We start from the raw sequence: 15,411 nt of genomic DNA, 5'->3' as shown, positions 1-15,411 counted from the left end.
GGATCCGATTCGCCTAGCGTGGGACATGAGGGCATCTTAGCCGCGATGGCGCGGTGCGAGAACCTTCGAGGGAGAGCGCAATGACCGACCAAGCCTTTGCCCAGGCCGACCCGGACTGGGTCAAGCTTATCAGCCTGGCCCGTGAGTGGTTCAACGGCCCACTCGGCCAGCTGATGCTCAAGGAGGAGGAAAAACTGCTGGAAGAAGAGCTGGGCCGCTTCTTCGGCGGGTACCTTGTGCATTACGGGCCTTGTGCCGAGCCGCCACCGAGCGCGCCCCAGGTGCAGCGCAACGTGCGCCTCGGCGCGCCGCTGCCTGGGGTGGAGATTGTGTGCGAGGAACAGGCCTGGCCGCTGAGCGAGCATGCTGCCGACGTGGTTGTGCTGCAACATGGCCTGGATTTCTGCCTCTCGCCCCATGGCCTGCTGCGCGAGGCCGCCAGCGCCGTGCGCCCGGGCGGGCATCTGCTGATTGTCGGGATCAACCCGTGGAGCAGCTGGGGCATGCGCCATTTCTTCAGCCACGGGGCGTTGCGCAAGGCCCGCTGCATCTCGCCGTCGCGGGTGGGGGACTGGCTCAACCTGCTGGGCTTCGCGCTGGAGAAACGCCGCTTCGGGTGCTATCGTCCGCCGCTTGCCTCACCGGCCTGGCAGCAACGCCTGGAGGGCTGGGAACGGCTGGCAGGTGGCTGGCAAAGCTCGGGTGGCGGCGTGTACCTGCTGGTGGCGCGCAAGATGGTGGTCGGCCTGCGGCCGCTGCGCCCGGAGCGCCGCGAACCGATGGGCAAGTTGCTGCCGCTGCCGCTGGCCAAGGTCAACCGCACGGCGGGGAACCCTGATACTGAAAAGCACTGAACATGAGTGGTACATGAGCGAAAGCGTCGAGATGTTTACCGATGGTGCCTGCAAGGGCAACCCCGGCCCGGGTGGTTGGGGCGTCCTGATGATCTACAAGGGCGTCGAGAAGGAACTGTGGGGCGGCGAACGTGACACCACCAACAATCGCATGGAGCTGATGGCCGCGATCCAGGGGTTGATGGCGTTGAAGCGTGAATGCGAAGTGGTGTTGACCACCGACTCGCAGTACGTGATGAAGGGCATCAACGAGTGGATGGTCAACTGGAAGAAGCGCGGCTGGAAGACGGCGGCCAAGGAGCCGGTGAAGAATGCCGACCTGTGGCAGCAACTTGATGAGCAGGTCAACCGCCACAAAGTGACCTGGAAGTGGGTGCGCGGCCATATCGGTCACCCCGGCAACGAACGCGCCGACCAGCTGGCCAACCGTGGCGTGGACGAAGTGCGCGCCCAGCGTTGAGCTGGGGTACAATTGCCGCCTTTGTAACTGATGCAAGTTGGAGCGCCCCGCGTGGAGCAGCAGCAAGATAAGCGGTTCGTCATTCTCGATACCGAAACCACGGGTATGCCGGTCAGCGAAGGCCACCGGATCATCGAGATCGGCTGTGTCGAAGTCATCGGCCGGCGCCTGACCGGGCGGCACTTCCACGTTTACCTGCAGCCGGACCGCGAGAGTGACGAGGGCGCGATCAACGTCCACGGCATCACCGATGCCTTCCTGGTCGGCAAACCGCGCTTTGGCGATGTAGCTGAGGAGTTCTTCGAGTTCATCCAGGGCGCTACCCTGGTCATCCACAACGCGGCGTTCGACGTTGGCTTCATCAACAACGAATTCGCCTTGCTCGGCCAGCACGACCGTGCGGACGCTTCGCAGTATTGCACCATCCTCGATACCCTGCTGTTGGCACGTTCGCGTCACCCGGGGCAGCGCAACAGCCTCGATGCGTTGTGCAAACGCTACGATATCGACAACTCGGGCCGTGAACTGCACGGCGCACTGCTCGACTCGGAACTGCTGGCAGACGTCTACCTGGCGATGACCGGTGGCCAGACCAGCCTGTCGCTGGCTGGTCATGGGGCAGACGCCGAAGGTGACGGGCAGGGGGCTGTAGGTAGCGAGATCCGCCGGATTACCGGGCGTGCGCCGGGGCGGGTGATCATGGCCAGTGCCGAAGAGCTGGAGGCGCATGCCGAGCGCCTGGCGGCCATTGCCAAGTCGTCGGGTGGGCCTTCCATGTGGCAAGCCTTGACCGAGACACCTGCTGGTTGATTCTTAGCCTGTACCGGCCTCTTCGCGGGCACGCCCGCTCGCACAGGGATCTCACAAAGCCTGAGCAAGTGGGGTTCTTGTGGGGGCGGGCGTGCCCGCGAAGAGGCCGGCCCTGAAAACACAGGTTCAACTACCCTGAAATGGACGCCCTGTCCTTCGGAGGTAGCCACCTGATGTACAAGGACCTCAAGTTCCCCATCCTCATCGTCCACCGCGCCATCAAGGCTGACAGCGTCGCCGGCGAGCGCGTGAGGGGCATTGCCGAGGAACTGCGCCAGGACGGCTTTGCCATCCTCGCTGCCGCCGACCACGCCGAAGCGCGGCTGGTCGCCGCCACCCACCACGGCCTGGCCTGCATGCTGATCGCCGCCGAAGGCGCCGGCGAAAATACCCACCTGTTGCAGAACATGGCCGAGCTGATCCGCCTGGCTCGCCTGCGTGCACCCAACCTGCCGATCTTCGCCCTGGGTGAGCAGGTCACCCTGGAAAACGCCCCTGCCGAGGCCATGAGCGAGCTCAACCAGCTGCGCGGCATCCTGTACCTGTTCGAAGACACCGTACCGTTTCTTGCCCGCCAGGTGGCGCGTGCCGCACACACCTACCTCGATGGCCTGTTGCCGCCTTTCTTCAAGGCGCTGGTGCAGCACACCGCGCAATCCAACTATTCCTGGCACACCCCGGGCCATGGTGGTGGCGTGGCCTACCATAAAAGCCCGGTAGGCCAAGCCTTTCACCAGTTTTTCGGGGAAAACACGCTGCGCTCCGATCTGTCGGTTTCGGTGCCGGAGCTGGGGTCGCTGCTTGACCACACCGGCCCCTTGGCTGAAGCCGAGGCCAGGGCTGCCCGCAACTTTGGCGCCGACCATACCTTCTTCGTCATCAATGGCACCTCTACGGCCAACAAGATCGTCTGGCACGCCATGGTCGGCCGTGACGATCTGGTGCTGGTGGACCGCAACTGCCACAAGTCGGTGGTCCACGCGATCATCATGACCGGCGCCATTCCGTTGTACTTGTGCCCAGAGCGTAACGAACTGGGCATCATCGGCCCGATCCCGCTCAGCGAGTTCAGCCCTGAGGCGATCCAGGCGAAGATCCAGGCCAACCCGCTCGCCCGTGGCCGGGCGCCGCGTATCAAGCTGGCGGTGGTGACCAATTCCACCTATGACGGCCTGTGTTACCACGCAGGGCTGATCAAGCAGACCTTGGGCAGCAGTGTCGAGGTGCTGCACTTCGACGAGGCCTGGTTTGCCTATGCGGCGTTTCATGACTTCTTCACCGGGCGTTATGCCATGGGCACTGCCTGCGCGGACGATAGCCCGCTGGTGTTCAGTACCCATTCCACCCACAAGCTGCTGGCGGCGTTCAGCCAGGCTTCCATGATTCATGTGCAAGACGGGGCCAGGCGCCAACTGGACCGCGACCGCTTCAACGAAGCGTTCATGATGCACATATCGACCTCGCCGCAGTACAGCATCCTTGCTTCGCTGGACGTGGCCTCGACCATGATGGAAGGGCCGTCCGGGCGCTCGCTGCTGCAAGAAATGTTCGACGAGGCACTGAGCTTTCGCCGTGCCCTGGCCAATCTGCGCGAACACATTGCCGCAGATGATTGGTGGTTCAGTATCTGGCAGCCGCCGAGCGCTGAAGGTATTCACCATCTGCAAGCGCAGGACTGGTTGTTGCAACCCGGCGCAGAGTGGCATGGCTTTGGCGAGGTGGTGGACGACTACGTGCTGCTCGACCCGCTGAAGGTAACCCTGGTGATGCCGGGCCTTAGTGCGGGTGGTGTGCTGGACGAGCACGGTATCCCGGCAGTGGTGGTCAGCAAGTTTCTCTGGGAGCGGGGGCTGGTGGTGGAAAAAACCGGCCTGTACAGCTTTCTGGTGTTGTTCTCCATGGGCATCACCAAGGGCAAGTGGAGCACGTTGCTGACCGAGTTGCTGGAGTTCAAGCGCCACTACGATGGCAATACTGCCCTGAGTAGCTGCTTGCCGAGTGTGGTGGCCGCCGATGCATCACGCTACCGGGGGATGGGCCTGCGCGACCTGTGCGACCAGTTGCATGGCTGCTACCGCAGCAACGCCACGGCCAAGCAACTCAAGCGCCTGTTCACGCGCTTGCCAGAGGTGGCCGTGAGCCCGGCCCAGGCCTATGACCAGATGGTGCGTGGAGAGGTGGAGGCGGTGCCGATCGAGGTACTGCTGGGGCGTGTGGCGGCAGTCATGCTGGTGCCGTACCCGCCTGGCATTCCGTTGATCATGCCGGGGGAGCGGTTCACCGAGGCGACCCGCTCGATACTCGACTACCTGGCCTTTGCCCGGGCGTTCAACCAAGGGTTTCCCGGTTTTGTCGCCGACGTGCATGGCCTGCAGAACGAGAGTGGTGGCTACACCGTGGACTGCATCAAGGAATGCGAATGATCTCGACACCGGAGCGTGCCAGTTCGAAACGGTTTTCACCCAGGTGGTTGACCTTGTCGCCGATGGCCAGACGGTAAGTGGTGATGGGGGCGCCCAGCGTGCTGCCGTCCAGTTGCAGGGTGGACTCCTGGAACTCGTGCACGGGGTAGATACGGCCTTCGGCATCACGGGCGTGGAATTGGCCGACCATTACTGCTGCCATTTGGGTGGAAACCTCTGAATTGCGTAGGAAATGTATGCAGGAATAGACCGTGGAACAACCGCGGAAGTTTTCGCCTTGCACAAAAAAAAACGAAGCGCCGAGGAACGGTCATCTATAACTACAACGTCCCTTTACCCAGCACAGGATGGAAATTGCCATGAGCCAGGTGTATTCGGTAGCGGTTGTCGTCGGCAGCTTGCGCAAGGAGTCCTACAACCGTAAGGTCGCCCGCGCACTTTCGGAGCTGGCGCCGTCCAGCCTAGCCCTGAAGATTGTCGAGATTGGCGATTTGCCGTTGTACAACGAGGACGTCGAGGCCGAAGCGGTGCCCAAGGCGTGGGAGCGTTTTCGCAAAGAGATCCGCGACAGTGATGCCGTGCTGTTCGTCACGCCGGAATACAACCGCTCGGTGCCGGGTTGCCTGAAAAATGCCATTGATGTGGGCTCGCGACCCTACGGGCAAAGTGCATGGAGCGGCAAGCCGACGGCGGTGGTGAGTGTGTCGCCGGGGGCCATTGGCGGCTTTGGTGCCAACCATGCCGTGCGTCAGTCGTTGGTGTTCCTGGACATGCCTTGCATGCAGATGCCTGAGGCCTATATCGGCGGCGCAGCAAGCCTGTTCGAGGACTCGGGCAAGCTCAACGACAAGACCCGACCGTTCTTGCAGGCGTTTGTCGACAAGTTTGCTTCGTGGGTGAAGTTGAACAGGGCGGTTTGATACCTGCTCATCCGGGGCTGATTTCATTGGGGCCGCGTAGCGGCCCCTGCTGTTTAGCGGAAGCTGTAGGAAACGCCTGCATACACGCCAAACCCTTCGCCTGGTGTCAGGCGGGCTTTATCATTTTCAGTGGTAACGGTGGCGATAGGTGATACCGTCGCCGCATAGCGCTTGTTGGTCAGGTTGCGTAGATCCAGCCAGGTCTGCCAGTCCTGCTTCGGTGAATCCCAGCCAAGGCGCGCGCCGAGCAAGGCATATTCATCGGCGTGGTAGCTGTTGGCGTAGTCCACCTGCACTTTGGACGCCATCTGAGTATTCACCCCTGCATAGAACCCGCTCGGCCAGTCATAGCGCAATTCGGCCTGGTAGTAGTGCATGGGGATGCCCGGCAGGCGGTTGTCACCGAACGTGTCGTCATCGCGGTAGTGGAAGTCACTGAAGGTGTAGGCCTGGCGCAGGCTGAGCCTGCCGGTGCCGCTGCGTTCCCACAGGGTACTGTCCAGGCCCGCTTCCACGCCTTGGTGCACGGTGGCGCTGGCGTTGAACTCCTTGGCAGGGGCGCCTTGCACGATTTCCACCGCCAACAATTCATGGCGAACCTGTGAGTAGTACCACGCCAAATCCCAATGCCCGAATGCCGATTCGCCGCGTGTGCCCAATTCCAGTGTGGTGGCCGTCTGGTTTTGCATTTCGATCGGTTGGTTGGCTGTGGGCGCACTCCAGATCAGGGCCCAGGGATGCGGCGGCTCTACCGAGCGGCTGAGGTTGCCGTACACCTGCAGGTCTGGGCGGACGTCGTAGCGCAACCCCAGGCGAGGGGCATAATCCCAGTCATGCATGCTCACCTTGCCGCCTTCGGCAGGGTAGGTCACGTCACTCTCGCGGCGGGTGTAGATCATCGCCAGGCCGGTGGTCAGCCACAGGTTGGGAGCCAGTTCCAGGTCGTTGCCGGCATGCAGCACGGTGTCCGAGCCCTGATAGGTGAAGTCGCGGGTGCGTGGACCGAACACGTCACCACTGCGCGCGAACTGTGACGCGCCACTGTTGGGCAGGTGCTTGGTAGTACGCCAGCCGACGGTGGTTTTGCTCTCGTGGCCGAACAGGGTGTCGCGGCGCGAGTAGTTCAGCGTACCGCTGACATCGGTGTAGGCCACCTTCAGGCGCATCGGGCCTTCACGCAGGTCCATCGGGTAGTCGTGGTAGACCAGCCCGGCTTCCAGGCGCGCATCGTCGTCGAGGTAGAAGGTGGTCTTGTTGGCGACCCAGGTGCTGCCCGGTTGCGGGCGGCTGTCGTCGCGGGCCAGGTAGGCCGGGTTGGCCACGCGTGGGTGGTGCTTGATCTGGTCCTTGGTCAGGCGCCCGGCCAGTTCGTTTTCGGTTTCTCGGTAGCGCAGGTAAAAGCGGGTTTCCAAGTTGGGGTTGAAGCGGTAGCCGATGTTGGCGGCGATGCCTTTGGCGCTGCCGCTGCTGTGTGCCTGGTAGCCGTCATATTCGGAATCGGTCAGGGCCACGTAGTAGTCGAGGTTGCCCAGTACCTGGCCGGAGCTGATATGCCGGTGCTGGTAGCCACGGCTGCCGACCTCATAGCGCACTTGCAACGGCGCGGCGTCGTAGCCGGTGTGGGTGACGTAGTTGATGGCGCCGCCGAGCGCCAGGGCGCCTTGGTCGAAGCCATTGGCGCCGCGCAGCACTTCGGCGTGGCTTAGCCACAGCGGTTCGAACAGCTCATAGGGCGTGCCGCCCGGGCCGGTCAAGGGCAGGCCGTCGAACATTGTATACACCCCGGAGCCGTGGGCACCTGGCGCGCGGTTGATGCCCGAGCCGCGGATCGACAGCTTGATGCCGTCGTTGCCCGCAGATTGGGCGAACACCCCTGGCTGGTAGGCGAGCACGTCCTGGTTGCTGGCCACCCGGCCTTGCCCCACGCGCTGCATATCCACCAGATTGCTAGCGCCTGGTATTTCACGCAGGCGTTCGCCGGCTGCCGTCAAGTCGTTCTGCTCCTCATCGGTGATCAGCACCTGGCCCAGTTCGACCGAGGATGCCCCCAGGGTGGGCTGGGCGGCAGTCAAGGCAGCCAGCAAACCGAGGCAGGACGAGAGGGGTAAATCGGAACGCATTGTACGACTCCAGGTGAAAGGCGAATGGACAACGGCGTTGAGACGAGCGAAATGCCGCCCGGAGCACGAAGAAAGTCAGCAAATCTTGTGCAGCCTTCGTCAGACGGTTTTGTACGAAAGTTCATTACAAGCCGCAGCAGTGGAGCGATGCGGTATTCGCTTCGTAAGGTGACTGCAGATCGGCAGCGATGCCTCGCTCAATCACCCGTGGAGTACAAGCATGACTGACAACGCACGACACCCGCAGCAACCCCCGGCGGACGCCCCGGTTCGCCTGACGCCTCGTGAACGGCAAGTGCTGTTGTGGTGCGCCTACGGCAAAAGTTCGTGGGAAATAGGCCGGATCCTTGACTGCAAGGAGTCGACGGTGAACTTCCATGTGTCCAACATCCTGCGCAAGTTCGACGTGCCTACCCGGGTGGCTGCGGTAATCAAGGCCATTCGTTACGGCATGCTGGCTGAGCAGTGAGGGGGGTAGGGGCATGAGCAACGAACGTTTACTGCCACGCTATGCCGATAGCCATGACCCGTTCTGGCCCCGGGTAGACCTGGGCAGGCTACGCGAACGCCTGAGCGTGCTGCGGCCCGTCAGTGAGACCGCGCTGGAGGTGGCTGCACGTTGCGCCGCCATTGATGCTGCACGCGAGTTCGCGGGTTGGCGCGCAGTGCTGCGAGAGCGCGGTTACAAGCGCCTTGAGGATGTGGCCGGGCACGACCAGGGGCGCGCTTTGCGGGTGTGTTACATCCGTTTTGTCGAAGCTGCGGTCCTGTACAGCCTTGGCTCGAGCGCGTACTTGCCGACCTCCCGTCGGAGTGCTACCCATGCCTGAGAAGTCCCTTATCGACCGCTTGGTCTTGTCGCTGATCGAACTGTTGGGCGTTGATGGCAGTGTGTTGTTCGCTGCTTTGCTAGGGGCTTTGTTGGTGAGTGCTGCACGTGACCGGTTGATCACCAATGCAGCCAGACGCCTGACGCTGGGCAAGAAATTGCTGCTGGTGTTCGTGACCGTGGGGGTGGGGCACCTGTTCGAGCCGCTGGTTTCATCGCTGGCACCCTTGCTGTCCCGAGGCATGGCGGCATTCGTGGCCGCCGTGGTGGTCATCCCCATCAGCCTCAAGGTCATGGTCTGGCTGGATACGCTCGACCCACGCGAGCTCATACAGCGCTGGCGCCGCCGGGGTTAGCTGCCGGTGGCCTGAGGTAGCTGGCTGCGCAGTTCGCTCAATTGTTGTTCCAGCTGCTGGATACGTTGCTTGTCCTTGATGAGCAACAGGATGGTGTGGCGGTCGTCGGGTGAGAGTGCGCGCAGGCGTTCGAGCACGTCGCCCTCCCAGCCGGCTTCACATTCGTGCCCGGGGCGCTGTGCCGTTTCACCCAGCAGTAGCCAGTCCAGGGAGCATGCATGCTGCCTGGCGATCTCCATGCAAAGTGCGTACGGGATGCTGTCGCGCACCTTCCAGCTACTGAGTGTTTGCGGGCTGATGGAAAGTGCACGGGACAGGTCGGCGTCGGACTGGGAGCGGGTAAGAAGCTTGAGGCGTGCGAGCACCTCGGTAAGTACGTGAGTACTCATAACAAATATCCATGACTGGTTTAATGATATTCCATGGGCTTAAACTACTCGTTATGAATACAGCCCTGCGTTTTAAGGAGCATTTCTGCAATGAGAACCACCAAATTGAAGAATACACCCATAGTTGCAGCCAATACTTACACACAGGCCTGCCTGGTCAATGCTAGTAGGTATTTGCCGTGAGTACTTACAAGCTGGTTTGTCTGCATTGCCACAGCCGTATGCGTATACGCACTAGCGAAGGGCGCCATATTTTCCTGCGGATCGCTTATTTGCAATGCACCACCGAGGCGTGTGGCTGGTCAGTGCGGGCCGAATTCGAAATGACCCACGAACTCTCCCCGAGTGGTATGCCCAACCCGGAAGTCTACCTGCCTTCAGCCAATGGTGATTTGCGCAAGGCCGCCTTGCCGGGTGCAGGCCAGGGTAGCCCGCTTGGGTGAGGGGCCGTTGGGTACAGGCAATAAAACGTGCAGATAAAAAAACACCCCGCCTAGGCGGGGTGTTTTGTCTTGCCAAAACTGCCGGGGTAATCAGCCGATCAGTTGCAGGCCGGCTTGCTGAACCAGTTCCAGCAGTGGCTGCGGGTACACACCCAGCACGAAGGCGAGAATGGCGATGGCCAGCAGCATGACGCCACCGGTGCGCTGTTCCCACTTCAGCGGGGCGTCGTGGCGACGCAGGTTTGGCTCGACCAGGTACAGGGTGACCATGACGCGCAGGTAGTAGTACACGCCGATGGCGCTACCGATCACCAGCGCACCGACCAGCCACCACAGGTGCGACTCGACGCCGGTGGCAATGATGTAGAACTTGCCGATGAAGCCAGCGGTCAGCGGGATACCCGCCAGCGACAGCATCATCACGGTCAGTACTGCGGTCAGGTACGGACGGCGCCAGAACAGGCCGCGGTACTCGTACAGCGCATCGGCGTCACGGCCGCCGTATGGCGAGGACATCAGGGTGATGACACCGAAGGCGCCCAGGCTGGTGATCACGTAGGTGACCAGGTACACGCCCATGGCTTCCAGGGCCAGGCCCTTGCTGGCGACCAGGGCAATGACCAGGTAACCGAAGTGGGCGATGGACGAGTAACCGAGCAGGCGTTTGAGGTTGCTCTGGGTCAGCGCCAGCAGGTTACCGATCAGGATCGAAGCGACGGCGATCACTGCCAGTACGGTGCTAAGCACGCCACTGCTGGCAGCAGGGGAGAGCATGAACAGGCGCACCACCACGGCGAATACCGCCACCTTGCTGGCGGTGGCCAGGAACGCGGCGACCGGCGCCGGGGCGCCTTCGTACACGTCCGGGGTCCACAGGTGGAACGGCACCAGCGACAGCTTGAAGGCCAGGCCAACCAGCATCATGCCCAGGCCCAGTTGGGCCACCAGGCTTGGCATGCTGGTGGTAGCCAGGGCCTTGCCGATCTGGTCGAAGCTCAGGCTACCGGCATCGGCGTACAGCAGGGCCATGCCGAACAGCAGGAAGGCGGAACCGGCAGCCGACAGCACCATGTACTTGATGCCGGCTTCCAGTGACCGCTTGTTGAAGAAGGCATACGCCACCAGGCCGTAGACCGGTACCGACAGCAGCTCCAGGCCGATGAACAGGCCGGCCAGGTGGTTGGCGCTGACCAGCACCAGGCCACCCAAGGCCGACATCAGCAGCAGCAGGTACAGTTCTTCACGGTTCCCCGGGAAGCCCTTGGACCCTTCGCCCAGGTAGGCGTGGGCCAGGGTGACGCAAGCCAGCGTCGCCACCAGAATGATCGCCATGTAGAGACAGGCGAACTTGTCGATGGTGATCAGCGGGGTGACCGCCAGTGGCGCAACCTTCAGCGCCGGCAGGATCGACAGCAGGGCCAGGTTCAGGCCCACGGTGGACAGCAGGAAGGTCTGCGAGTGGTTGCGCTTCCAGGCGATCGCCAGCATCACCACCACCGTGGTGATGGTGGTGATCAGCATCGGCGCCAATGCGATAAAGTGTTGAGTGGTGAATTCCATAGCGCTCTTACCGGGCCGAAGCGAGTTGAGTGAAAGCGGAACCGAGCCACTGCTGCACACCACTCATGGTGGCGGCAGAGGTGTCGAGGAACGGCTGCGGATACACGCCCAGCAGGATCAGCAACACCGCCAGGCCCAGCACCATGACCAGCTCGCGACCGTCCATGCCGGCCAGCACGGTGTCGGACTTAGCCGGGCCGAAGTAGGCGCGGTGGATCATGATCAGCGAGTACACCGAACCGAAGACCAGGCCGGTGGTGGCGATCACGGTGATCCACGGGACATGCACGAAGCTGCCGATCAGGATCAGGAACTCGCCGACGAAGTTGCCGGTACCTGGCAGGCCCAGCGATGCCGCCGCGAAGAACAGGCTGATAGCCGGCAGGTAGGCGATGCGGTGCCACAGGCCGCCCATCTGGCGCATGTCGCGGGTGTGCAGGCGCTCATACAGCTGGCCGGACAGGATGAACAGCGCGGCAGCCGACAGGCCGTGGGCCAGCATCTGGATCACCGCGCCTTGCAGGGCCTGCTGGCTGCCGGAGTAGATGCCGATCAGCACGAAGCCCATGTGCGAGACGCTGGAGAAGGCGATCAGGCGCTTGATGTCGGTTTGTGCGAAGGCCAGGAAGGCACCGTAGAAGATACCGATCAGGCCCAGGGTCATGGCGATGGGCGCGAACTCTGCCGAGGCGTTCGGGAACAGCGGCAGTGCAAAGCGCAGCAGGCCGTAGGCCGCAGTCTTCAGCAAGATACCCGCCAGGTCCACGGAGCCTGCGGTCGGTGCCTGGGCGTGAGCGTCAGGCAGCCAGGAGTGGAACGGCACCACTGGCAGCTTCACCGCGAAGGCGATGAAGAAGCCCAGCATCAGCACGTACTCGACACCGGCTGGCAGCTCGGCCTTGAGCAGGTCGCTGTAGTTGAAGGTGAGCACGCCGGTGGTGTTGTAGTTGACCAGCACCAGGCCCAGGATCGCCACCAGCATGATCAGGCCGCTGGCCTGAGTGAAGATGAAGAACTTGGTCGCCGCGTAGATCCGGGTTTTCTTGCCGTCCGCCGAGCTGTGACCCCAGAGCGCGATGAGGAAGTACATCGGCACCAGCATCATTTCCCAGAAGAAGAAGAACAGGAACAGGTCCAGGGCCAGGAACACACCGACCACGCCGCCGAGAATCCACATCAGGTTGAGGTGGAAGAAGCCGACGTGGCGCTGGATTTCTTTCCAGGAACACAGTACCGACAGCACACCGAGCAGGCCGGTGAGCAGGATCATCAGCAGCGACAGGCCGTCGAGGGCCAGGTGGATGCTGATGCCGAAGCGCTGGATCCACTGGATTTTGTATTCCACGGCCCAGGCAGGTTCGGCGCCCGGAGCGGGGGCGAGGGTGTAGTCGCCGGTGCCCCACAGCCACAGGCCGATGCCGAGCAGCAGGGACATGGTCAGCAGCGCGATCCAGCGCGGCAGGGTGGCGCCGAAGCGCTCACCCAGCCAGCACAGGAAGCCGCCGATGAAGGGGATCAGGATCAGCCAAGGCAAAATCATGACGGGTTGGTTTCCTTTGGCAAAGTCGCAAGATTCATAGTCATACCGCAGCCACTACCACAGCGCCGAGCACCAGCACGGCACCCACGGCGATAGAGGCGGTGTACCAGCGCAGTTGGCCTGTCTCGGTCTTGCTCATGGCGACGTGGCCGCCACGCGCCATGCGAGGGATCAGGCCGATGCTGCGGTCAACCGGGTCTTTGCGCAGGATGTGGCTGATCAGCAGGTACGGTTTGACGAAGAGCTTGTCGTAGATCCAGTCGAAGCCCCAGGCGGCGAACCACCAGGCCGACAGGACGCGGCCGATGCCGCTGTTGGCAACTGCGCTGACGAAGGTGCGCTTGCCCAGGAACAGCAGGGCCGACAGCAGGATACCGGCGATGGCGATGGCACCCGAGGTGATCTCCAGCGCGTGCTTGGCTTCGCCACCGGCATGGCCGGCGCTTTCAGGCAGCACGCCTGCCAGCGGCGGGTGAATCAAGGCACCGACGGCGGTCGACAGCACGATCAGCACGCCCAGTGGCAGCCAGTGGCTGATGCCATGGCCGGCGTGGGCTTCGGTCTTGGCTTCGCCGTGGAAGGCGATGAAGATCAAGCGGAAGGTGTACAGCGAGGTCATGAACGCACCCACCAGGCCGGCGTACAGCAGGCCGGTGTTGCCGCTGGCGAAGGCTTCCCAGAGGATCTCGTCCTTGGAGTAGAAGCCCACGGTCACGATCGGCAGTGCAGCCAGGGCAGCGCCACCTACCACGAAGCTGGCGTAGGCCAGCGGCAGTTTCTTCCACAGGCCGCCCATCTTGAAGATGTTCTGCTCGTGGTGGCAGGCAACGATCACCGCACCGGAGGCAAGGAAAAGCAGGGCCTTGAAGAAGGCGTGGGTCATCAGGTGGAAGATCGCCGCGTCCCAGGCACCGACGCCCAGGGCCAGGAACATGTAGCCGATCTGGCTCATGGTCGAGTAGGCGAGGATACGCTTGATGTCGGTCTGTACCAGCGCGGCGAAGCCGGCCAGCACCAGGGTCACACCACCGACAACGCCTACCAGGTGCAGGATGTCCGGCGCCAGCAGGAACAGGCCGTTGGTGCGGGCGATCAGGTACACGCCTGCGGTCACCATGGTCGCGGCGTGGATCAGCGCCGAAACCGGGGTCGGGCCTGCCATCGCGTCGGCCAGCCAGGTCTGCAGTGGCAGCTGGGCCGATTTACCGACCGCACCGCCCAGCAGCATCAGGGTTGCCAACACCATCCAGGTGTCGCCCGCCTGGAACTTCTGCGGTGCCAGCACCAGCAGTTCCTGCACGTTCAAGGTACCCAGCTGGGCGAACAGGATGAACAGGCCAATGGCCATGAACACGTCGCCGATACGGGTGACGATGAAGGCCTTGAGTGCCGCGTTACCGTTGTTGCGGTTGCTGTAGTAGAAACCGATCAACAGGTACGAGCACAGGCCCACGCCTTCCCAGCCGAAGTAGATGAACAGCAGGTTATCGCCCAGGATCAGGAACAGCATGCTGGCGATGAACAGGTTGGTGTACGAGAAGAAGCGCGAGTAGCCGGCTTCGCCACGCATGTACCAGGAGGCGAACAGGTGGATCAGGAAGCCCACGCCAGTGACCACGCCCAGCATGGTGACCGACAGGCCATCCAGGTACAGGGTGAAGTTCGGCGCAAAGCCGTCCACCGACATCCACTGCCACAGCAGCTGGCTGTACGCGCCGCCTTCAGGCGGGGCGACGTTGAATTGCCAGATGACGTAGGCGGCGGTGGCCGCCGAAAGGCCCACCGAGCCGACGCCGATCAGGGCGGACAGGTTCTCCGAGAACCGCCCGCGCGAGAACGACAGCAGCAGGAAGCCGACGAGGGGGAAGACGAAAGTCAGGAAGAGAAGGTTCATCCGCGCATCTCACTGGCAGCATCGATGTCGAGAGTGTGGAAGCGGCGATACAGTTGCAGCAGGATGGCCAGGCCAATACTGGCCTCGGCGGCTGCCAGGCTGATCACCAGAATGAACATCACCTGGCCGTCGGGCTGGACCCAACGGGCACCGGCGACGACGAACGCCAGGGCAGAGGCGTTCATCATGACTTCCAGGCTCATGAGCACGAAGAGGATGTTGCGGCGGACCATCAGGCCAACCAGACCTAAGCAGAACAGGATGCCGGCGACTGCCAGACCGTGCTCGAGAGGGATAGCACCCATGATTTACTCCTTCGCCTCGTTGCGGCCCAGGTGGAAGGCGGTGACGGCTGCAGCCAGCAGCAGCATCGACGCCAGTTCGACCACCAGCAGGTAAGGGCCGAACAGGCTGATACCCACTGCTTTCGGGCCCACGGTGGTACCGCTGATGCCAGCGCCGCTCGGGGTGGCGAACAGCACGTACAGCAGCTCTGCCAGCAGCAGGGCGCCGAGGATCACTGGCCCGACCCAGATGCCGGGCTTGAGCCAGCCCCGTTCCTGGGCGACCGAAGCCGGCCCCAGGTTGAGCATCATCACCACGAACACGAACAGCACCATGATGGCGCCGGCGTAGGCGATCACTTCCAGGGCGCCGGCGAACGGCGCACCCAGGGAGAAGAAGATCATGGCCACGGAAATCAGCGAAATGATCAGGTAAAGCAAGGCGTGCACGGGGTTGGTACCGGTCACCACCCGAAGGGTGGAGACCACGGCGATCCCGGATGCGAAGTAGAAAGCGAATTCCATCTTT

Annotated in this window: 17 protein-coding genes; 9 read left to right on the top strand and 8 right to left on the bottom strand. The window is 62.6% G+C overall.

From position 1 onward, the window contains the following. The first annotated feature begins 80 nt into the window (after positions 1-80). From ACF8MI_RS20425 to ACF8MI_RS20410, 4 genes are all read left to right on the top strand, one after another. Positions 81-854: a class I SAM-dependent methyltransferase gene (locus ACF8MI_RS20425; protein WP_200928650.1), complete on the top strand. Its 774-nt coding sequence runs from the start codon at positions 81-83 to the stop codon at positions 852-854. A 13-nt stretch (positions 855-867) separates the two neighbouring features. Beyond that, positions 868-1,314: a ribonuclease HI gene (gene rnhA / locus ACF8MI_RS20420; protein ID WP_060497824.1), complete on the top strand. Its 447-nt coding sequence runs from the start codon at positions 868-870 to the stop codon at positions 1,312-1,314. Between the two features lie 51 nt (positions 1,315-1,365). Continuing rightward, positions 1,366-2,124, top strand: a complete 759-nt coding sequence (dnaQ, locus tag ACF8MI_RS20415) for a DNA polymerase III subunit epsilon (RefSeq protein ID WP_060497823.1) — start codon at positions 1,366-1,368, stop codon at positions 2,122-2,124. A gap of 173 nt (positions 2,125-2,297) precedes the next feature. Beyond that, positions 2,298-4,547: an Orn/Lys/Arg decarboxylase N-terminal domain-containing protein gene (locus ACF8MI_RS20410; RefSeq protein ID WP_104835430.1), complete on the top strand. Its 2,250-nt coding sequence runs from the start codon at positions 2,298-2,300 to the stop codon at positions 4,545-4,547. Here ACF8MI_RS20410 and ACF8MI_RS20405 read toward each other — a convergent pair. Next, entirely contained in the window at positions 4,531-4,749 is a 219-nt protein-coding gene (locus ACF8MI_RS20405) for a hypothetical protein (RefSeq protein WP_016488235.1), read from the bottom strand. The two genes, ACF8MI_RS20410 and ACF8MI_RS20405, sit on opposite strands and share 17 nt — an antisense overlap. A 157-nt stretch (positions 4,750-4,906) precedes the next feature. Between ACF8MI_RS20405 and chrR the strand changes: the two genes are divergently transcribed. Beyond that, positions 4,907-5,467, top strand: a complete 561-nt coding sequence (chrR, locus tag ACF8MI_RS20400) for a class I chromate reductase ChrR (protein ID WP_104834297.1) — start codon at positions 4,907-4,909, stop codon at positions 5,465-5,467. Positions 5,468-5,520: 53 nt separating this feature from the next. Here chrR and ACF8MI_RS20395 read toward each other — a convergent pair whose 3' ends face one another. After that, positions 5,521-7,587 (bottom strand): TonB-dependent receptor domain-containing protein, encoded by a 2,067-nt coding sequence (locus tag ACF8MI_RS20395; RefSeq protein ID WP_060497821.1) that lies wholly within the window; start codon positions 7,585-7,587, stop codon positions 5,521-5,523. A gap of 220 nt (positions 7,588-7,807) precedes the next feature. Here ACF8MI_RS20395 and ACF8MI_RS20390 point away from each other — a divergent pair, with 220 nt between their 5' ends. From ACF8MI_RS20390 to ACF8MI_RS20380, 3 genes are read left to right on the top strand one after another with little or no spacing between them, the layout of a single operon-like run. Next, entirely contained in the window at positions 7,808-8,056 is a 249-nt protein-coding gene (locus tag ACF8MI_RS20390) for a helix-turn-helix domain-containing protein (RefSeq protein ID WP_060497820.1), read from the top strand. A gap of 13 nt (positions 8,057-8,069) precedes the next feature. After that, complete coding sequence (locus ACF8MI_RS20385; RefSeq protein ID WP_156867573.1) at positions 8,070-8,417, top strand: head completion/stabilization protein; 348 nt, start codon at positions 8,070-8,072, stop codon at positions 8,415-8,417. After that, positions 8,410-8,772 (top strand): hypothetical protein, encoded by a 363-nt coding sequence (locus ACF8MI_RS20380; protein WP_156867574.1) that lies wholly within the window; start codon positions 8,410-8,412, stop codon positions 8,770-8,772. The genes ACF8MI_RS20385 and ACF8MI_RS20380 overlap by 8 nt, the downstream gene beginning before the upstream one ends. On the opposite strand, the gene ACF8MI_RS20375 is transcribed toward ACF8MI_RS20380, so the two are convergent. Then, positions 8,769-9,161, bottom strand: coding sequence for a helix-turn-helix domain-containing protein (locus ACF8MI_RS20375; RefSeq protein WP_060497817.1), 393 nt, complete (start codon positions 9,159-9,161; stop codon positions 8,769-8,771). The genes ACF8MI_RS20380 and ACF8MI_RS20375 overlap by 4 nt on opposite strands. A 179-nt stretch (positions 9,162-9,340) precedes the next feature. Between ACF8MI_RS20375 and ACF8MI_RS20370 the strand changes: the two genes are divergently transcribed. Next, on the top strand, positions 9,341-9,604 hold the full coding sequence (locus ACF8MI_RS20370; RefSeq protein WP_200928649.1) for an ogr/Delta-like zinc finger family protein: 264 nt from the start codon (positions 9,341-9,343) through the stop codon (positions 9,602-9,604). A 90-nt stretch (positions 9,605-9,694) separates the two neighbouring features. Here the strand turns inward: ACF8MI_RS20370 and nuoN are convergent, their stop codons facing one another. From nuoN to nuoJ, 5 genes are read right to left on the bottom strand one after another with little or no spacing between them, the layout of a single operon-like run. After that, positions 9,695-11,164 carry an NADH-quinone oxidoreductase subunit NuoN gene (nuoN, locus tag ACF8MI_RS20365; protein ID WP_012273301.1) on the bottom strand — a complete coding sequence of 490 codons (1,470 nt, stop codon included), beginning with the start codon at positions 11,162-11,164 and terminating at the stop codon, positions 9,695-9,697. A 7-nt stretch (positions 11,165-11,171) separates the two neighbouring features. Beyond that, positions 11,172-12,704 (bottom strand): NADH-quinone oxidoreductase subunit M, encoded by a 1,533-nt coding sequence (gene nuoM, locus ACF8MI_RS20360; protein ID WP_060497816.1) that lies wholly within the window; start codon positions 12,702-12,704, stop codon positions 11,172-11,174. A 40-nt stretch (positions 12,705-12,744) separates the two neighbouring features. Continuing rightward, positions 12,745-14,598 (bottom strand): NADH-quinone oxidoreductase subunit L, encoded by a 1,854-nt coding sequence (gene nuoL / locus ACF8MI_RS20355; protein WP_060497815.1) that lies wholly within the window; start codon positions 14,596-14,598, stop codon positions 12,745-12,747. Next, complete coding sequence (gene nuoK, locus ACF8MI_RS20350) at positions 14,595-14,903, bottom strand: NADH-quinone oxidoreductase subunit NuoK (RefSeq protein ID WP_003251446.1); 309 nt, start codon at positions 14,901-14,903, stop codon at positions 14,595-14,597. The genes nuoL and nuoK overlap by 4 nt, the downstream gene beginning before the upstream one ends. A 3-nt stretch (positions 14,904-14,906) precedes the next feature. Then, the gene (gene nuoJ / locus ACF8MI_RS20345) at positions 14,907-15,407 is read right to left on the bottom strand and encodes an NADH-quinone oxidoreductase subunit J (protein WP_060497814.1); all 501 of its coding nucleotides are present in this window, start codon (positions 15,405-15,407) and stop codon (positions 14,907-14,909) included. Positions 15,408-15,411 lie beyond the last annotated feature (4 nt).

It is taken from the genome of Pseudomonas sp. yb_9 (assembly GCF_043103635.1).
GTDB classification, from domain to species: Bacteria; Pseudomonadota; Gammaproteobacteria; order Pseudomonadales; family Pseudomonadaceae; genus Aquipseudomonas; species Aquipseudomonas monteilii.
Note: the sequence above shows the minus strand (reverse complement) of the source record. Positions and strands in the feature narration are given on the sequence as shown.